The sequence below is a fragment of the Microbacterium sp. LMI12-1-1.1 genome, assembly GCF_040676455.1.
Lineage (GTDB): Bacteria > Actinomycetota > Actinomycetes > Actinomycetales > Microbacteriaceae > Microbacterium.
This window is the reverse complement of sequence record NZ_JBEGIA010000012.1, coordinates 421,987-439,505: the sequence shown is the minus strand read 5'-3', so window position 1 is coordinate 439,505 and position 17,519 is coordinate 421,987. Positions and strand designations below refer to the sequence as shown.

The following is a 17,519-nucleotide window of genomic DNA, read 5'->3' as shown; positions in this document are numbered from 1 at the left end:
GCCTGAAGATGGCCCACGGATGCTGCGCCGCAAGGTCGCGGCGCGGCATCCGTCTCAGCGGCTCAGAGCGACAGCCCGTGCCCGAAGCGGAACAGCGGCTCGGCGGTGTCGAACGGCACGTCGGGGCGCGAGGCCTCGACCGCCGCCATCGACGAGGGGATGTCGAACGGCAGCTTGCCCTGTGCGGGTGCGGCGCCGCTCAGCACGTCGAGCAGCGCCGTGGCGCTCGCACCCCAGTTGCCGACGACCGCGTGCGCGGTCTCGACCACGGGGCCGAGGATCGCGGGGCGATCGAGGAACACGTCGACCACTGTCGGCACCGCCGCGGCGACCTCCGCGATGTGTGCGAGCAGCTCGGCGGGGAACTCGAGCGAACCTGCGTGGAAGAAGTTCTCGAACATCGTCTCGCGCTGCTCGAACGGCGCCTGCAGGCGCAGGATCGCGACATCCGCCTCGGCGGGCGACGCGACGACCTGCCCGTAGGCCGCGGCCGCCTCGGGGGCGATGCCCTCGACGTACAGCTTCGCCCCGCGCGCGAACGGCAGCGCCGCGTCGCGGTTGGCCAGCACGGTGATCGACGCGCGCTGCGCGGCATCGCCCTCGGCACGGAACTCGGCCGAGCCCACGATCGCGTCGGCCGCTCCGGCGTCGACGTACGGGTTCTCGAACAGGCCGAGGAGGAACTTCTCGCGCAGCAGGCGGCGCGCCGAGACATCGAGGCGGTCCTCGGCGATGCGGCCCTCGCCCACCAGCTCGACCACGAGCTCGGGGCACGCTTCGCCGCCGAACTGGTCGGCGCCGGCATCCAGGATCTTCTCCATGCGCTCGGCCGGAGTGAGGTGCTCGACACCCCACGCGCGGGCGGGGAACGGCTGGCCGAAGATCGCGGCGTCGTTGACGAGGCCCCAGTCCGTGCACACGATGCCGTCGAAGCCGTAGCGCTCGCGCAGCAGGCCGGTGAGCACCGACTTGTTGAAGCCGAAGCCGACCTCTTCGTACTCGGTGCCGACCGGCATACCGTAGTACGGCATGACCTGGCGGACGCCGGCCTCGAAGGCCGCCTCGAACGGCTTGAGGTGCAGCTCGAACTGTCCGCCCGGGTAGACCTGCTCGCGCCCGTAGGCGAAGTGCGGGTCTTCGCCGTCCTTCTGCGGACCGCCACCGGGGAAGTGCTTGACCATGGCCGAGACCGCGCCCGGACCGAACGACTCGCCGTTCTGGAACCCGCGGATGTACGCGGCGCCGAGTTCGCCCGACAGCTCCGCGTCCTCGCCGAAGGTCTGGAGCGCCCGCGCCCAGCGAGGCTCGGTCGCGAGGTCGACCTGCGGGTGCAGTGCGACGCGGATGCCGACCGCGGTGTACTCCTGGCGCGCGATGTCGCCGAACCGCTCGACGAGCGCCGCGTCGCGCGTCGCGGCGAGGCCCAGCGCGTCAGGCCACTGCGAGAACGGCCCCGCGAGCATCGCCGCACCCGGGTTCTCGGTGAACGAGTGGCGCGGATCGGTGGAGATCGTCACGGGGATGCCGAGTCGAGTGGATGCCGCGAGCTCCTGCAGCTTGTTGTGCCAGTGGGCGATCGCACCCGCGGTAGGGGCGACGCCGAGCAGGTTGAAGTGCGTCATGCCCTTCTGGAGCACGTACTCGCGGTTCGACGGCAGACCGAACACCGGGTCGGCCTCGGCGAGCTCGCCGTCCTCGCCCATCGTGATCATGGTCTGGAAGAGGAGGCCCGCCTTCTCCTCCAGCGTCATCTCTGCCAGCAGCAGCTCGACGCGCTCGGCGACGGGCAGGCTCGCGTCGAGCCACGGGCGGTCGGCAACGGCCGAGGTCGCGGCATCCGTTGTGGTGGTGTCGGTCATCACTTCACTCCCTTGATGCGGTAGACGAGCACGGCGCCGGCGAGGGCGACGAGCGCGCCGAAGAGGTAATACGTGGTGTAGCCGCCGAGCGGCGTGGTGGCGCCGATCGCGATGATGCCGGGAGCGATGGCCGGCGCGATCGACTGCGGAAGCGCGTTGGCGATGTTGAGCACGCCGAGGTCCTTCGCGGTGTCATCGGGGTTCGGCAGCACCTCGGTCGCGAGGGCGAGGTCGACCGACATGAACGAGCCGGCGCCGAGGCCGATGATCGCCTGGGCGATGAGCACCACCGCGACGCTCGGCGCGAACGCGAGGGTCACGAGACCGACGACCATGATGACCCCGGCGATGGCGACGAACGGGCGGCGCTTGCCGATCTTGTCGGACAGCACGCCGCCGAGCGGGCCCGAGATCGCCATGGCGAGCATGGAGGCGAGGTTGGCGATGAGGATCGTCGAGATCGCGGTCTGCTCGTCGAGACCGAACTTCTCGGTGAGGTAGAAGGGCAGGAACGTGGCGATGCCGGCGTAGCCGAACATGACGAGGAACTTGGTGAGCCAGGTCCAGCCGAAGTCGGGGTGCTTGCGCGGGTTGAAGACGAACGAGCCGAAGAACTGCCCGACTGTGAACTTCTGGGCGGGCTTCTCGTCGAGGCGGCGGTCCTTCAGGACGAGAACGAACAGCACCGAGAGCACGGTGGCGATGGCGGCCGGCACCACGAAGCGCGCGAAGTCGTCCGACAGGAAGTTCACCAGGAACGAGCCCGCGAGGATGCCGAGGGGCGTTGTGAGCCCGATGATGCCCGACACCTTGCCGCGGCCGCTGACCGGCACCTGGTCGGGCAGCGTCGCGTTCGCCGCCGCGAGGACCGCGTTCGTCGAGGTCTGCACGAGGCACCAGGCGATGAGGACGACCCACACCGAGTTCGCGACTCCGATGAGCGCGAACCCGCCGAGTCCGACGAGCGTGCCGCCGAGGATCCAGGGCCGGCGCATGCCGAAGCGCGACGTCGTGCGGTCGGAGAGGCGGCCTGCGAGCGGGTTCGCGATGAGGGCGAACAGCGCGCCGACACCCATGATCAGGCCGAGCTGCGCCGTGGCCTCTTCGGGCGTCGCGGTGATGTGCTGCACCTTGAAGGCCATGGACACGAGCACCGGCGTGAGCAGTGCGAGATAGACGCCGAAGTTGACGGCGGCAAGGCCGGGTGTGTAACCGCGCGGGGTCTTGTCGGGCGTGGTGCCGGGGGCCTTGAAGCCGGTCGTGCCGGCGGCCGCGATCGTCGCGGCGGGCGACAGCTCTGTCATCGGAGTCCTTTCTCGGGTGCGGCGCGCGTCGGCTCCGACGCGCGTCACTGCACGACGATACATGAATCCCGACCGATTGGTAACTGAAACCAGACCGATTGGTAAGGCCCCGGCGGTAGGATGGATGGGCATCGGACAGACGCGGAGAGGCGGTGCCACCACGTGACCACCACTGCGGCGCCGGGCGCCATCCGCACCGCGCGCACCGAGCGCACGCGAGCCGCCATCGTGGCCGCCGCGCACGATGCCTTCGTGACCCGCGGGTACCGCGCCACCTCGCTCCGCGATGTGGCTGCCGCCGCCGGCATCAGCCACCCGGGACTCCTCCGCCATTTCGCCACCAAGGACGAGGTGCTCGCCGCCGTCGTGGATCTCTTCGAGCGCGACAACGAGCTGGAGCTGCTCGAGCGGATGGCCTCCGAAGACCCGGGGACCCTCGCGTACAGCGAAGTGGCACGGCGCAACGAGACAGTGCCCGGCTATCTCGCGCTGTTCGCGGCGCTCACGGGCGAGGCCTCCACTCCCCGTCATCCCGCGCACCGGATCATGCGCGATCGCTATGCGCGCCTGCGAGACCAGTCGACCGACGTGATCGAGGAAGCCATCGCGCAGGACACGGTCGCCGCCGACCGCGACCCGGCGGGCGAGGCGGTGCGCGTCGCGGCCGCCTGGGACGGACTGCAGCTGCTGGCGCAGTACCTGCCCGACCGCGTCGACATCGTCGAGGCGCTGGAGACTCACGAGGGGTCACTGGCCCTGCCCGTCGGCTGGCGCGAGCCCGACGAGGCAGGGCCGACCGGCACCCCCGCACCGGTGCCGTCGATGCCGTCGTTCATGCCGGCAGCCATGGAATCGCCGCTGGGTTACCGGGTCGGACGCGAGCGCCGTGGACTCATCCTCGACGGCGCGACCGCGCTCTTCGCCGAGGAAGGGTACGGCGACACCAGCCTCCGCGACATCGCGGAGCGCGTCGGCGTCTCGAAATCGACGCTGCTGCACTATTACGGCTCGAAGGAGGAACTCCTCAGCGCCGTGCTCAGCCACCGCGATCGCCTCATCGAGTCGCGCGACTCGTACACGCCCGCCGACCGCGCGGCCGACGAGCTGCGAGCCCTCTCTCGCGGGGCGACGGAGAACGCCGCGAAGGCGCCGGGGCTCATCGAGGTGTACGCCGTGCTCTCGTGCGAGGCCGTCCCGGCTGATCACGCGGCGCATGCGTACTTCGAAGAACGCTTCCGCGGGGTCGTCGACCACTTCGCGGCGCTGTTCCGCGCGGCTCAGGAGGACGGCGATCTGCCGGCCCACCGCGATCCCGAGTTCGAGGCGGTCTGGCTCACCGCGCTGTGGGACGGGCTGCAGTACCAGTGGCTCTACGACCGCGACGCGGTGGATGTCGCCGCCCACCTCGACGCCCACCTCGACGACGTGCTGCCGCGGCGCTGAGCCGCGTCAGTCGGTAGGCGCGGGCTCGCGCCGCGGGGAATCTGGAGTCCTCAGACCTCGCGGTACTCGCTCCCAGGAGGCCGGCGGCCGACTCGTCGTCGTCGGTCGCAGGGTGACCGATCGCGCCACCGGGAGATCAACGCCAGAACAGCGCTATGGCGACGTTCCCCATGGCCAGCACGCCGGCGCCGATCAGAAGCGGCTTGAGTCCGCCATCGTCATCGCCTCGGCGCTGGAGCCGTCGGGAACGCACCAAGCCGACGATCGACAGAGTCAGCACCACGAGTGCCACCGCGAGCTTCGCGACGATCTTCCACCGGTCCACTTCGAGGTCCGACACCTCACGGACGGCGACAAGCGCGAGCCCGGTGACCAGCGCCACCGTCGAGCCGATCACGAGCGGCAGGAAGTCGAACCCGCGTTTCCAGGGCATCTGGAGGATGTACGAGCCGATGACAGCGGCGAGGCCCACTATATGCGCGAAGACGAGGACGAGACGGATGATCTCCATGGGCGGCATGGTCGGACTCCTAGGTAAGTGAGCGTTTACTTACTAAGATGGATGAACGTACCTCGACGCGTCAAATCACTGCGTCGGATCAAGCAGAGGACGACATGAACGCCCGTGAACGCATCTTGGATGCCGCCGCTTCGGTGCTGCGCGAGCGTGGACTTGCAGCCGCCACCACGCGCGAGATCGCACGCGCCGCGGGCTGCTCGGAGGGATTGCTCTACAAGCATTTCGCCGACAAGCAGGAGATCTTCATGGCGGTGTTGGGCGAACGGATGCCTCGCCTCGCCAGTCCCGCTTCCCTCGTCGGCACATCCGGTGTCGTCGCCAATCTCGAGACGCTGGTCGCGCAGCTGATGGACTTCTACGTGCAGAGCTTCCCCATGGCGGCTTCCATCTTCGGCACCCCTTCCCTACGCGACGCGCACCGCACCGACATCGGACGACACGGCGGCGGGCCGGACCGACCCGCGGCCCTTGTCAAGACCTATCTGGACGCCGAGGTCGCCGCCGGCCGGCTCAGCGAAAGCGTTGATACGGAGGCTCTCGCGCGTGTGCTGACCGGCGCTGCGCTGTTCGAGGCGTTTCAGGCGACGTACCGGGGGGAAGAAGCGATCGCAGACGCCGACGCGACCGCGCACCGTATCGTCGGGGCCGTCGAGGCCGGCCTCAGCGAACCAGCCGATCTCACCTGACGTCGAGTCGCGGGGCTGCCTGGGCGCCGGCGCCGACCGCGTCGGAGGTGACCGCATACCCGTCGGCCGGTCGCCTCACACTGCACGCCGGGACGCTCCTGTTCTCGCCACCGTCGCCTACTCGGACGGAATCCCCTGCGGATACACGACGGCCTTGAGCGAGTCGGGCACGCGGGACGCGAGCGTGAGGGCGTCCTGGGTCTGCTCGAGCGGGAAGCGGTGGGTGACCAGCGTCGAGACGTCCACGCGCCCCGACGAGACGAGCGAGATCGCAATCGGCCACGTGTGCGCGTACCGGTTGACGAGCGCGATCGAGATCTCCTTCACGTTCAGACGCGACAGCGGGAGCGACACGTCCTGCTTCGGCATCCCGACCATCGCCGCCCGTCCCCCGTTTCGCAGCCGCCACAGTCCCTGCGCCAGCACGCTCGGCGCACCCGAGCACTCGAGAAGGACGTCGGCGTCCTCGTGCCCGGGGCCTTCGCCGATCGCTCCGCTGCGCTCGACATCGAAGCCGAGCTCGCGGGCCTTATCGAGGCGGAACTCGGCGACGTCGCTGACCACGACCGACGATGCTCCGAGCGCTCGTGCGACCTGCGCCGCGAGGATGCCGACCGGCCCCGCGCCCGACACCCGCACCCGTTCGCCGGCACGCAGGTCTGCGCGGCGACAGGCCCAGATGCCGACGGAGAGCGGCTCGCAGAGCGCGGCCTCTTCGTAGGACATGGCGTCCGGCACCACGAAGAGGTTGCGCTCGTCGAGCGCGACCCGCTGGACCAGCGCGCCGTCGTACGGCGGTGTCGCCAGGAACTTCAGTCGCGGGCAGAGGTGGTAGCGCCCCGCGAGACAGTCCTCGCAGTCGCGGCACGGCGTGCCCGGCTCGATGGCGACGCGGTCGCCCACGGCGACCTGGGTCACGCCCTCGCCGATCGCCACCACCCGGCCCGACACCTCGTGGCCGAGGATGAGCGGACCGTCGACCACCCAGTCGCCGATCCGCCCGTGCGTGAAGTACGCCGTGTCGGACCCGCAGACCCCGACCGCCTCGATCGCGACGACGGCGTCGCGCGGCCCGGGCTGGGGCTCGGGGAGGTCGCGGATCTCGATGCGGCCCAGCTCCGGCATGACGGCTGCGAGATTGCTCATCACGTTCCTTCCTGCGGGACGATGGGCCCCGCTCAAGATCTTCCCGTTCCGCGCCTCGATGCGCACCGGTCAGGACAGTCCGAGCGCGATCCTTCCCGATATGACCGCGTTTGTCACCGCCTCGACCCACACCGTCAGGACGGCCGGTCCGAGCGATGAGGAGGTGCGCCGACGTCTCAGCGCGCGAGCACGGCGATCACGGCGGCGGCCACGGCTTCGGACTGGTCTCCGCGTACGAGCAGGCGGTTCGGCCCGACGACTGCCAGGATCTCGGTGCTTCGATCTCCATCCGAGTGCTCCTCGACGAAGCGGTATGCGGCATCTGCGCCGGGGATTACGGTCGGCTCGGCGTCAGCGACCCTCAGCTGTTCGTCGGAGGGAACGCCCACGCCCGACAACAGGTGGAGCTCCGTGATGAGGCTGGCTTGATCCATGATCTCGTACCACGGACACCACCGCACGATGCCGGCCCCCTCGAGCACGTCCCAGGTCGGCCCCTCAGGAACGTTGTCCCCGGGAAAGCCCGGCTCGGGAGTCGTCATCCCCGCCGCCTGAGTAGCAGCCGGCTCGAGGGCCTCGCACGGCGGCAGGCTCCACCAGTCTTCGGCCGGCTTTGTGGCGAACCCCGCGAACTCGGCCTGAGGCCGTGCGAAGACGGAACTGATCGACTGGTCCACCACCGACTCCAGGAGGCGCGCTTCTTCTTCCGACGGCGCCTCGTCCGGCTGCTGGAGTTGCGGCGTTTCCGCAAGCACCCACATTCCCGATCTCACTTCACCCCGACCACAGATACTCCAGCCGTAACAGCCGAATGTGTTGCGGGCGGCGAGAAGCTCCGCCGGCACGGCTTCCAGCGGGACGACGACGATCCCGAGGTAACGGATCTGCGACCCCTCCGATCCCCAAGTGCAGGCCAACCCACCGAGCTGGGCGATAGAGCCCGACACGTCGGGCATCACCCCGCGCACATAGCTCATCGCGCTGATAGTCGGGCTCCCGCCGTCGAAGATGTCGGCGGCGACATCGGCCGGCAGCACGGTCGAGCAATCACCGCCGAACGGGACTTTGGGCGCCGCCGCAGACGTGGGCGCGGTCGTTGCCGTGGGCGATGGACTGACTGTCGCGATCGTCTCAGCGGGGGCCGGTGTGGCAGCGCACCCGGCGAGGAGGAACGACACCGCGATCACTGCGATGGCGAGCGGGCGGTGCGTCATGTGGCCACCGTACTCAACAGCGCGAGATGCATCTGGCGCATCTCATAACGGATCGAGAACAGATGCATGCCCCGGCGGGAATGAACTGCTCGCATCAGTTGAGGCACTCACCGGGGGAGATGCTCGAACGCGTCGCGCGATGCCCGCGCAACCGCTCACGCGGCGGCGATGACCTCGAGCACGGCCTCGCCGTAGGCCTCGCGCTTCTTGGCACCGATGCCCGAGACCCCGTCGAGGTCGGCGAGGCTGCCGGGGCGGCGCTCGGCGAGGGCGCGCAGGGTGGCATCGCCGAAGACGATGTAGGCGGGCACGCCGAGCTCTTTCGCGACACCGGCGCGCCAGGCGCGCAGCGCCTCGAACACGCCGAGGTTCGCCGAGTCGAGGTTCGCGGGTGCCGTGGTCTTGCGCACGCGTGCGACACCACCGGAGCGGCCCATGACGTCGCGGCGCAGCGGCACCGGCGTCTCGCCGCGGAGGACGCCGGCGGCAGGCTCGCCCAGTGCGAGCGTGCCGTATTCACCGCGGGCGACCAGGATGCCGCGGGCCAGCAGCTGCCGGATGACACTGCGCCAGTCCTGCTCGCTGAGGTCGGCACCGAGGCCGTACGTCGAGAGCTTGTCGTGACCCTGCTGACGGACGCGGTCGGTGGACCCGCCGCGCAGGATGTCGATGAGGTGGCCGGCTCCGAACGCCTGGCCACGCTCGCGCTGCAGCCGCACGATCGTCGACAGCAGCTTCTGAGCGGGGACGAGACCGTCCCACGTCTCGGGCGCTTCGAGGCAGGTGTCGCAGTTGCCGCAGGGCGCGGAGGCCTCGCCGAAGTAGTCGAGCAGGTTCTGGCGGCGGCATCCGATCGTCTCGCAGAGAGCCAGCATCGCGTCGAGGTGCTGACCGAGACGGATCTTGAAGGCGCGATCCCCCGGCGACTGGTCGATCATGCGCCGCTGCTGCACCACGTCGCCGAGCCCGTAGGCCATCCACGCGACGGACGGCTCGCCGTCGCGGCCCGCGCGACCGGTCTCCTGGTAGTAGCCCTCGACGGACTTGGGGAGGTCGATGTGCGCGACGAACCGGACGTCGGGCTTGTCGATGCCCATGCCGAAGGCGATCGTCGCCACCATGACGACGCCGTCCTCGCGGAGGAATCGCGACTGGTTGGCGGCGCGCGTCTCGGCGGGAAGACCCGCGTGATAGGGCAGCGCGTCGACGCCCTGCGCGGACAGGAACTCGGCGGTCTGCTCGACCGACTTGCGGCTCAATGCGTACACGATGCCGGCCGATCCCACGCCCTGCGACCGGATGAAGGCGACGAGCTGGCGCCGCGGGTCGGACTTCGCCTCGATGCGGTACTGGATGTTCGGCCGGTCGAAGCTCGACACGAAGTGCCGGGCCTGCGGCAGCTGTAGCCGCTCCGTCATCTCGCGGTGCGTGGCGGGCGTCGCGGTGGCGGTGAGCGCGAGGCGCGGCACGCCGGGGAACCGCTCGGCGAGCGCGCCCAGCGCCAGGTAGTCCGGCCGGAAGTCGTGGCCCCACTGCGACACGCAGTGCGCCTCGTCGATCGCGATGACACTGAGCTTTCCGCGCCCGAGGAACCGCAGGGTGGTCTCGGTGTTGAGCCGTTCGGGAGCGACGTACAGCAGGTCGAGCTCGCCGGCCAGGTACGCGCGCTCGACGGCGGCGCGCTCGGGCGGCGCCTGCGTCGAATTGAGATAGGCCGCGCGCACGCCGTTGGCGACGAGGGCGTCGACCTGGTCATGCATCAGAGCGATGAGGGGGCTCACGACGAGCCCGGTGCCGGGACGCACCAGCGCCGGCACCTGGTAGCAGACGCTCTTGCCACCGCCGGTGGGCATGAGCACGACGGCGTCACCGCCCGAGATCACCTGGTCGACGATCGCCGCCTGCTCGCCGCGGAACGCGTCGTACCCGTAGACCTCTCGCAGTACGGTGCGCGGGTCGGCGCCGGTGAAGTCGCGTCGCGGACCAGCACCGGCGAACGGGTCGAGGTCGGCCGAGCCCCCGGCGCCGAAGTCGGGCGGCGGCTGCCAGCCGTCCTCCGGCGGCGCCCATGCGTCGTCCGGCGGGGGCGCATCGCCGAACTCGGGAGGCAGGAGGTCAGGCTCCCACGCGAGATCGGCGTACGGGTCGCCCTGCGGGATGGTCACCCGTCCCAGCGTAGCCGCGGCATCCGACGCGGTCCCCTCTGCGAGCGAGCCGGCGGAGAACCCGAGGTGATCCGGCCGACAGGCCCTCTGGGGAGGAACCGGCAGACGATGACGAACGGACTCAGCGGTCCTCAACTGAGGAACTGAGCCCGGATGAGGGGCGACACGCCGCGCCCCGATCCGCATCTCGGCGCAGCTCCTCAGTTGAGGACACGGAATGCGGGCAACCGGCATCCGCTCGGCGCAGCTCCTCAGTTGAGGACACCGATTGCGGGCAACCGGCATCCGCTCGGCGCAGGTCCTCAGTTGAGGACACCGATTGCGGGCACCGGCATCCGCTCGGCGCCGCTCCTGGCGCTCAGCACCACTTGGCGGCGATCGCGGTGATGACGGTGAGGTTGCGGCTGGTGGCGACGCCGAGCAGCTTCGCCGCGCCGAGCGGATCGACCGTGCCGGTCTGGTAGCCGGGCCCGAGCAGGGCGTGCGCGACGCGTCCGCGCACCACCATGCCGCCGGCATCCGTTGCGAGCCCTTCCACTCGTGCCACGACGTCGCGCGGCAGCTCATCCTTGAGCAGATAGACGTAGTGCCGCTCGAGCCCGGGCCGCTCGGCGCTGAGCGCCTCCGCCTCGCGGGCGATGTCGGCGACCTCGGCCGTGGTGAACACCATCGTCGGAACGTCGAACCCGCGGTCGGCGGCGAAGGCATCCTCGAGCGTCTTCTCGATCTTCGCCCGCGAGCGCATCGGAGTGGTGAACCGCACGTTGCCGGTGTTGATGTGCGTCTCGACATCGGTGAACCCGCTGCTCTCGACGACCCGCCGGATGTCGTCCTTCGCGAACTTCCGGTTGGCGCCGAGGTTGATCGCGCGCAGGAACGCCACATAGGTCGGCATGACGCCATCATCCCGGACGCGCCGGGCCGGCGCCTCACCCCCGGCACCCCAACGCCTCCCCCGCGCCGACCGCATGCACGCGGCACGTCCACGCGAAAACGGGGCATCCGTTATCGTCGTCGTCATGCAATGCCTGTGACCCGCCTCCGTCACCCACCCGTACACAGCGATCCCCGCGGTCGCTGATTCCGGACCGTCTCGGGACGCTCGTCGCTCCGTGTCGGGCGCTCGGCCGGGTATGCCCCGCCGACCCGGACGTCCTCGAAAGGCATCGCATGCTCTCCTCCTCGTCCCTGCCGCTGCGCGGCAAGACCGCCCTCGTCACCGGCGTCTCACGCCGGCGCGGCATCGGCTACGCCGTCGCGATCCAGTTCGCGCGACTCGGCGCCGACGTCTTCCTCCACCACTACCGCCCGCACGACACGCGCCTGCCGTGGGGCGGCGACGACCTCGACGCCGTGCGCGAGGGCCTGCGGGCAGAGCTCACCCCGGGTGCGCAGCTCGGCGACGTGAGCGTCGACCTGCGGGAGGCGGCATCCGTCCCCCTCATCGTCGACGCGGCGCGGGCGCTCACCGGACGACTCGACATCCTGGTGTGCAACCACGCGCAGTCGGGCGATGACGGATCGATCCTCGACATGACGGCCGACCGGCTCGACGCGTTCTGGCAGACCAATGCCCGCTCGACGATTCTGCTCACGCGCGAGTTCGCCGCGCTGCACGCCGGCGACGGGATCGCCGCCCGGCCCGGGGAGCGCGCGGAACGTCGCGGACCCTTCGCGGAGCCGGTCGGGCGGGTGTTCTGGATGACGTCGGGGCAGATCCACGGTCCGATGCGCGGCGAGGTCGCGTACGCGGCGAGCAAGGCGGCCCTCGCCGGCGTCACGAAGACGGTGGCGGCGGAGCTGCTCGACCTCGGGATCATCCTCAACACGATCGACCCCGGCCCCGTCAACACCGGCTACCTCGACCCCGAGACGGCCGATCGGCCGCTGGAGGAGATCGAGGAGTGGATGCGGTCGACCCCGTTCGGCCGCTATGGCGAGCCCGCCGATCCCGCGCGGCTCATCGGCTGGCTGTCGACACCCGAGGGCGCCTGGGTGGTCGGCCAGGTCCTGACCTCGGACGGCGGCCTCGGCCTGGGCTGAGCACCCCGGCCACCCCGGCCACCCCGGGCCGCGGCATCCACGCCACGGCCGCGGCTCAGAGCCGGACGACCTCGGTCACGCGCACCACGGCCGCGCCGGTCTCTTCGGATGCGGCCAGCTCGACGACGCCGCGGATACGCCAGTCGTGGTCGCCGGCGGGGTCGTCGATCGTCTGCTCGATGCGCCAGACACCGGATGCCGCGGCATCCGTCTCGTCCACCGTCACGAGTCGCGGCGACCGTGCCGGCCCGCCGGTGAGGATCTCGTCGTGCTCGTCGAAGTACGCGTCCAGCGCGGCCGGCCAGTCCACGTCGGGGTCGAGCTCGGTGAGCTCGTCGTCGCGCTGCAGGGCGGCCAGCTGCACGCGGCGGAACAGCTCGTTGCGCACCAGCACACCGAATGCGCGCCGGTTGGTCAGCACCGACGGCGGGGCGGGCGGCACGACCGGGGCCGTGGGGTCGTCGACGGGGTTGACCAGCGCCTCCCACTCGTCGACGAGGCTCGAGTCGACCTGCCGCACGACCTCGCCGAGCCACGCGACGATGTCGTGCAGCTCGTCGGTCTGCGCCTCGGTCGGCACCGTCTGCCGGATCGCGCGGTACGCGTCCGACAGGTACCGGAGCACCAGGCCCTCGCTGCGCGACAGCTGGTACAGCGAGATGAGCTCGGAGAACGACAGCGCCCGCTCGAACATGTCGCGGACCACCGACTTCGGGGACAGCTCGAAGTCGCGGATCCACGGCTGGCTCGACGCGAACACCTCGTACGCCTGGCTCAGCAGCTCCTCGAGCGGCTTCGGGTACGTGACCTCCTCGAGCAGGGCCATGCGCTCGTCGTACTCGATGCCGTCCTGCTTCATCGCCGCCACGGCCTCGCCGCGCGCCCGGTACTCCTGCTGCGACAGGATCTGGCGCGGATCGTCGAGCGTCGCCTCGATGACGCTCACCACGTCGAGCGCGTAGTGGCCGGTCCCTGCCGCGCCGGGCGCGTCCTCGGGATCCAGCAGACCGATCGCGGCGAGCGCGAACGGGGAGAGCGGCTGGTTGAGGGCGAAGTTCGGCTGCAGGTCGACGGTGAGGCGGATCAGATTCCGGATGCCGTGGCCCGCGGCATCCGTCCCGCCCCGGTCGATCTCGACCACGCCGGCGGTGAGGAGCGTGCGGAAGATCGCGATCGCCCGGCGTGCGAGCTCGTAGCGCCGCGCGCGCGGCTCGTGGTTGTCGAAGACGAGCGACCGCACGTTCTCGAACACGTCGCCGCCGCGGGCGATGACGTTGATGAGCATCGCGGCGGTCAGCGAGAGCTGCGGCACGAGCGGCTCGGGCTCGGCCTCGACGAGGCGCTCGAAGGACCCGAGCCCCCAGTTGACGACCCCCGTCGGCGCCTTCTTGCGCACGATCTTCTTGCGTTTGGCGGCGTCGTCGCCGGCCTTGCGCAGTGCGGCCTCGTTCTCGATCTCCCACTCGGGCGCCATCACGACGACCGTGCCCGAGGTGTCGTACCCGGCGCGGCCGGCACGGCCCGAGATCTGGTGGAACTCGCGCGCCGACAGCTGGCGCATCTTCGTGCCGTCGTACTTCGACAGCGCTGTGATCATGACCGTGCGGATGGGCACGTTGATGCCGACGCCGAGCGTATCGGTGCCGCAGATCACGCGGAGCAGACCCCGCTGCGCGAGCGTCTCGACGAGCCGTCGATAGCGCGGCAGCATGCCGGCGTGGTGCACGCCGATGCCGGCGCGCACGTACCGCGACAGGATGCGGCCGAACGCCGTCGTGAAGCGGAACCCGCCGATGGCCTCGGCGATCGCGTCCCGCTGCTCGCGCGACACGATGCGGATCGACGACAGCGCCTGCGCCCGCTCCATCGCGGCGGCCTGGGAGAAGTGCACGATGTACACGGGCGCTTCACCGGTCTGCAGCAGCTCCTCGACGGTCTCGTGCACGGGGGTGCGGGCGTACGAGAAGTGCAGGGGCACCGGGCGCTCCACGCCGGTGATCCGCGAGACCGTGCGGCCGGTGCGACGCTCGAGATCGTCGGCGATCGGCGTGACGTCGCCGAGCGTCGCCGACATCAGCACGAACTGGGCGCGCGGGAGGAGCAGAAGGGGCACCTGCCAGGCCCACCCGCGCTCAGGGTCGCCGTAGTAGTGGAACTCGTCCATCACGACCTGGTCGACCGCCGCATCGGACCCCTGGCGCAGCGCGAGGTTGGCGAGGATCTCGGCCGTGCAGCAGACGATCGGGGCGTCGGGGTTCACCGACGAGTCCCCGGTGACCATGCCCACGTTCGCGGCGCCGAAGATGTCGACGAGCGCGAAGAACTTCTCGCTCACGAGCGCCTTGATCGGCGCCGTGTAATAGGTGCGGCCGCCACGCGCCACGCACGCGGCGTGCGCCGCGACGGCCACCAGCGACTTGCCCGTGCCCGTCGGCGTCGACAGGATCACGTGCGAGCCCGACACGATCTCGATGACTGCTTCGTCCTGCGCGGGGTACAGGGCGAAGCCCTCGTCGGCCGCCCACTCGACGAACGCGTCGTAGAGCGCGTCGGCGTCGGGCGCAGCGGATCCGGATCCGGATGCCGCGGCCGCGGTCGCGATCGTCTCGAGAAGCGTCACCGTCCGAGTCTGTCAGGTCACGTCACCACCACCGACCGCCAGGTGGACGGCTGGGTGGGCGGATGCCGCGGCTCGCGGCATCCGTCCATCCCATGCCTGCGGTCCCCGCGCCTTCACTGCTCACCTGTCGCACATTGTCACTCAGCCCGACAGAACGTGACAGGCGAGCAGGACTCGTTCAGCGCCCCAGCTGCTCGAGGATGACGTCGGTGTAGGCGGCGTACCCCTCGTACGTCGGGTGGAGGTAGCCCGCCGGGTCGCCCACCGGGTCGAGTCCGAACCACGGATCGCTGGGCACCCCCGGCACGAGCTGCACGCCGTGCCCCGCGAAGGCGTCGACCACGTCCGCGTAGCGGACGTCGACACCACTCGCGGCAGCGGTGGCGACGGCGGCCTGGATGGCGGCGTTGAGCGCGTCGGTCGCACCGTTCACCGCGGCGACGAGCGCGGCGAGCTGCGCGAACTGCGGAAGGTCAGGCGGCGACTCGAGCAGATACGGGTAGCCGGTGACGACGATCGTCGCATCCGGCGCGCGCTCGGCGATCGCGCCGATCAGAGACGTGAGGGGAGCGACGATCCCCGGTGCCGAGCTGACGGCGCTCTGGATCGCGGCGAGGCAGGGTGCGGGATCTCCGCCGGCAGCGGCGATCGAGCAGGCCGCGTAGACCTGATCCAGACCGAGGTCGTTCGCGCCCACGGTGAGCGTCACGACGGTCGTCCCGCGGTTCAGCTGCGACAGCTGAGACAGGGTGCCCGCGATGGTGGCGCCGCTGCACGCCGCATTGCGCAGCAGGTTGAACTTCGGCTCCTCATCGAGCTGCGCCGGGTAGCCGCCGTCGGTCCGGGCGCAGGCGTCCAGCGGGGCGCCACCGCCTTGACCCGCGGCGATCGAGTCGCCGAGAGCGACGTGCTTGGCCACCATCAGCGGTGAGGCCGTGGCGGGCCCGGCCGCACCGGCCACGAGCATGCCCGCTCCGAGTGCGACGGCCGCGAGCGCGGCCAGTAGACGTCGTTTCATGATTCCCCTTCGAATCCCTGACAGGATCGATTCCCCCGAATCGAACCGCGCACACCGCGGTGATGCCGACGATAGACCTGTGGCATCCGTCCCGCCAGGGGTAGGCATGCACCCCCGCTGGCGGAATCACGCGGCGGAGACGTACGTTGAGAAGGACGACGGAAGGATTCCTGTGACCCACACCGATGCGCAGACCCTGGTGACCCGCAACGACGAAGACCGCCGATACGAGGTGCACGTCGACGGGGTGCTCGCGGGGTTCACCGTGTTCCGCGCCGACGCGCGCGGTCGCCTGCACTTCCCGCACACCGAGGTCGACCCCGCCTTCCGCGGGCGCGGCCTCGCCCAGACGGTCGTGGGCGAGGCGATGGCGGATGCCGCGCGCCGGGGCGAGACCGTCGTGCCGCACTGCCCTGTCGTGGCGAAGTACCTGCGCGAGCACGAGGTGCCCGGGCTCACCGTCGAGTGGCCCGACCAGCCGCACCCCGAGTGATCGGCGGCCTCGACGTGACCCGGCTGGACGCCGACGCGGCCATCGCCACCGAATCGGCGGTGGAGTGCGCAGGCCCGCGCACGCTGCTGCTCGAGACGCGCGAGGTGCCCCTCGGCGGGGTGCGCGCGATGTCGGTGCACCGCTCCCTGCCGCAGCGCGACCTGCCGCTGGTCGGAGCCTGGTGCTTCCTGGACCGCTTCGGGCCGCAGGAGACGCGCATGCGGGTCGAACCGCACCCGCACATCGGTCTGCAGACCGTGACCTGGCCGTACCTCGGTGAAGTGCGGCATCGCGACTCGGTCGGCAGCGACGTCGTCGTGCGTCGTGGCGCGCTCAACCTCATGACGAGCGGCGCGGGCATCTCGCACTCCGAGTACTCGGTGGGGACGGATGCCGCGCCCTTGGACGCCCTGCAGCTGTGGGTCGCCCTGCCCGAGGCCCGGCGCCACGGGGCTCCCGCCTTCGAGCAGCACGCGGTGCTCCCCGCGATGGAGCTGACCGCCACCACCGGCGCACCCGGAACCGCGACCGTGGTGCTCGGCGAGCTCGGCGGCGTGACCTCTCCCGCGACCGTGTACACCCCGATCGTCGGAGCCGAGCTGCAGATCGCGGGCGGCTCCGCAGTGCGCGTGCCGTTGAACCCGGAATGGGAACACGCTCTCGTCGTCGTGTCCGGCGACGCCGCGGTCGCCGGCGAGGGCGACACCGGGGAGACGGTCGCCGTCGACGCGGCGCACCTGCTGTACCTCGGCATCCACCGCGACGAGGTGGTGGTCTCGAGCCCTGCCGGAGCGACCCTGTTCCTGCTCGGCGGCGAGCCGTTCGAGGACGACGTCGTCATGTGGTGGAACTTCGTCGGGCGCACCCACGAAGAGATCGTGGAGGCGCGCGAGGCGTGGGAGTCGGGAACGGAGCGCTTCGGCCACGTGATCGACCACGGCGACGAGCGCATCCCCGCCCCGCCGATGCCCGCCGTCCGGCTGACCCGCCGCCGGCGCCGGCTCTAGC

Annotated in this window: 14 protein-coding genes; 5 read left to right on the top strand and 9 right to left on the bottom strand. The window is 70.7% G+C overall.

The features are described 5' to 3' along the window. Positions 1–62 precede the first annotated feature (62 nt). On the bottom strand, positions 63–1,859 hold the full coding sequence (locus MRBLMI12_RS10680) for a glycoside hydrolase family 3 protein (RefSeq protein WP_363356450.1): 1,797 nt from the start codon (positions 1,857–1,859) through the stop codon (positions 63–65). Next, a complete protein-coding gene (locus MRBLMI12_RS10675; protein WP_363356448.1) occupies positions 1,859–3,163 on the bottom strand; it encodes an MFS transporter in 1,305 nt (434 codons plus the stop codon). The genes MRBLMI12_RS10680 and MRBLMI12_RS10675 overlap by 1 nt, the downstream gene beginning before the upstream one ends. A 162-nt stretch (positions 3,164–3,325) precedes the next feature. Between MRBLMI12_RS10675 and MRBLMI12_RS10670 the strand changes: the two genes are divergently transcribed. Continuing rightward, positions 3,326–4,606: a TetR/AcrR family transcriptional regulator gene (locus MRBLMI12_RS10670; RefSeq protein WP_363356446.1), complete on the top strand. Its 1,281-nt coding sequence runs from the start codon at positions 3,326–3,328 to the stop codon at positions 4,604–4,606. Positions 4,607–4,742: 136 nt separating this feature from the next. On the opposite strand, the gene MRBLMI12_RS10665 is transcribed toward MRBLMI12_RS10670, so the two are convergent. After that, positions 4,743–5,126, bottom strand: a complete 384-nt coding sequence (locus tag MRBLMI12_RS10665) for a hypothetical protein (RefSeq protein ID WP_363356444.1) — start codon at positions 5,124–5,126, stop codon at positions 4,743–4,745. A 38-nt stretch (positions 5,127–5,164) separates the two neighbouring features. Between MRBLMI12_RS10665 and MRBLMI12_RS10660 the strand changes: the two genes are divergently transcribed. Then, positions 5,165–5,812 (top strand): TetR/AcrR family transcriptional regulator, encoded by a 648-nt coding sequence (locus MRBLMI12_RS10660; protein ID WP_363356442.1) that lies wholly within the window; start codon positions 5,165–5,167, stop codon positions 5,810–5,812. 117 nt (positions 5,813–5,929) lie between these two features. Here the strand turns inward: MRBLMI12_RS10660 and MRBLMI12_RS10655 are convergent, their stop codons facing one another. From MRBLMI12_RS10655 to MRBLMI12_RS10640, 4 genes are all read right to left on the bottom strand, one after another. Further along, entirely contained in the window at positions 5,930–6,958 is a 1,029-nt protein-coding gene (locus MRBLMI12_RS10655) for an NAD(P)-dependent alcohol dehydrogenase (RefSeq protein WP_349425872.1), read from the bottom strand. 176 nt (positions 6,959–7,134) lie between these two features. Further along, positions 7,135–8,172 (bottom strand): hypothetical protein, encoded by a 1,038-nt coding sequence (locus MRBLMI12_RS10650; RefSeq protein WP_363356440.1) that lies wholly within the window; start codon positions 8,170–8,172, stop codon positions 7,135–7,137. Between the two features lie 155 nt (positions 8,173–8,327). After that, positions 8,328–10,337, bottom strand: coding sequence for a DNA helicase RecQ (gene recQ, locus MRBLMI12_RS10645; protein WP_363356438.1), 2,010 nt, complete (start codon positions 10,335–10,337; stop codon positions 8,328–8,330). Between the two features lie 358 nt (positions 10,338–10,695). Then, complete coding sequence (locus tag MRBLMI12_RS10640; RefSeq protein WP_363356436.1) at positions 10,696–11,232, bottom strand: DUF1697 domain-containing protein; 537 nt, start codon at positions 11,230–11,232, stop codon at positions 10,696–10,698. A 275-nt stretch (positions 11,233–11,507) separates the two neighbouring features. Here MRBLMI12_RS10640 and MRBLMI12_RS10635 point away from each other — a divergent pair, with 275 nt between their 5' ends. Continuing rightward, positions 11,508–12,380, top strand: a complete 873-nt coding sequence (locus tag MRBLMI12_RS10635; RefSeq protein WP_363356434.1) for an SDR family oxidoreductase — start codon at positions 11,508–11,510, stop codon at positions 12,378–12,380. A 55-nt stretch (positions 12,381–12,435) separates the two neighbouring features. Here the strand turns inward: MRBLMI12_RS10635 and MRBLMI12_RS10630 are convergent, their stop codons facing one another. Together MRBLMI12_RS10630 and MRBLMI12_RS10625 are read right to left on the bottom strand one after the other, a co-directional pair. After that, entirely contained in the window at positions 12,436–15,000 is a 2,565-nt protein-coding gene (locus MRBLMI12_RS10630) for a DEAD/DEAH box helicase (RefSeq protein ID WP_414686217.1), read from the bottom strand. Positions 15,001–15,178: 178 nt separating this feature from the next. Beyond that, positions 15,179–16,018, bottom strand: coding sequence for an SGNH/GDSL hydrolase family protein (locus MRBLMI12_RS10625; protein WP_363356432.1), 840 nt, complete (start codon positions 16,016–16,018; stop codon positions 15,179–15,181). Between the two features lie 172 nt (positions 16,019–16,190). On the opposite strand from MRBLMI12_RS10625, the gene MRBLMI12_RS10620 reads away from it, so the two are divergent. Both MRBLMI12_RS10620 and MRBLMI12_RS10615 read left to right on the top strand, forming a co-directional pair. Next, a complete protein-coding gene (locus tag MRBLMI12_RS10620; protein WP_349425867.1) occupies positions 16,191–16,511 on the top strand; it encodes a GNAT family N-acetyltransferase in 321 nt (106 codons plus the stop codon). Positions 16,512–16,525: 14 nt separating this feature from the next. Then, the gene (locus MRBLMI12_RS10615) at positions 16,526–17,518 is read left to right on the top strand and encodes a pirin family protein (protein ID WP_363356430.1); all 993 of its coding nucleotides are present in this window, start codon (positions 16,526–16,528) and stop codon (positions 17,516–17,518) included. The last annotated feature ends 1 nt before the right edge of the window (position 17,519 follow it).

Excerpts from the sequence above, each read along its gene's own strand:
- MRBLMI12_RS10660 (WP_363356442.1), top strand. The coding sequence starts at position 5,165 with ATGGATGAACGTACCTCGACGCGTCAAATCACTGCGTCGGATCAAGCA.
- MRBLMI12_RS10675 (WP_363356448.1), bottom strand. The coding sequence starts at position 3,163 with ATGACAGAGCTGTCGCCCGCCGCGACGATCGCGGCCGCCGGCACGACC.
- MRBLMI12_RS10680 (WP_363356450.1), bottom strand. The coding sequence starts at position 1,859 with ATGACCGACACCACCACAACGGATGCCGCGACCTCGGCCGTTGCCGAC.
- MRBLMI12_RS10655 (WP_349425872.1), bottom strand. The coding sequence starts at position 6,958 with ATGAGCAATCTCGCAGCCGTCATGCCGGAGCTGGGCCGCATCGAGATC.
- MRBLMI12_RS10640 (WP_363356436.1), bottom strand. The coding sequence starts at position 11,232 with ATGCCGACCTATGTGGCGTTCCTGCGCGCGATCAACCTCGGCGCCAAC.
- MRBLMI12_RS10625 (WP_363356432.1), bottom strand. The coding sequence starts at position 16,018 with ATGAAACGACGTCTACTGGCCGCGCTCGCGGCCGTCGCACTCGGAGCG.
- MRBLMI12_RS10635 (WP_363356434.1), top strand. The coding sequence starts at position 11,508 with ATGCTCTCCTCCTCGTCCCTGCCGCTGCGCGGCAAGACCGCCCTCGTC.
- MRBLMI12_RS10665 (WP_363356444.1), bottom strand. The coding sequence starts at position 5,126 with ATGCCGCCCATGGAGATCATCCGTCTCGTCCTCGTCTTCGCGCATATA.
- MRBLMI12_RS10650 (WP_363356440.1), bottom strand. The coding sequence starts at position 8,172 with ATGACGCACCGCCCGCTCGCCATCGCAGTGATCGCGGTGTCGTTCCTC.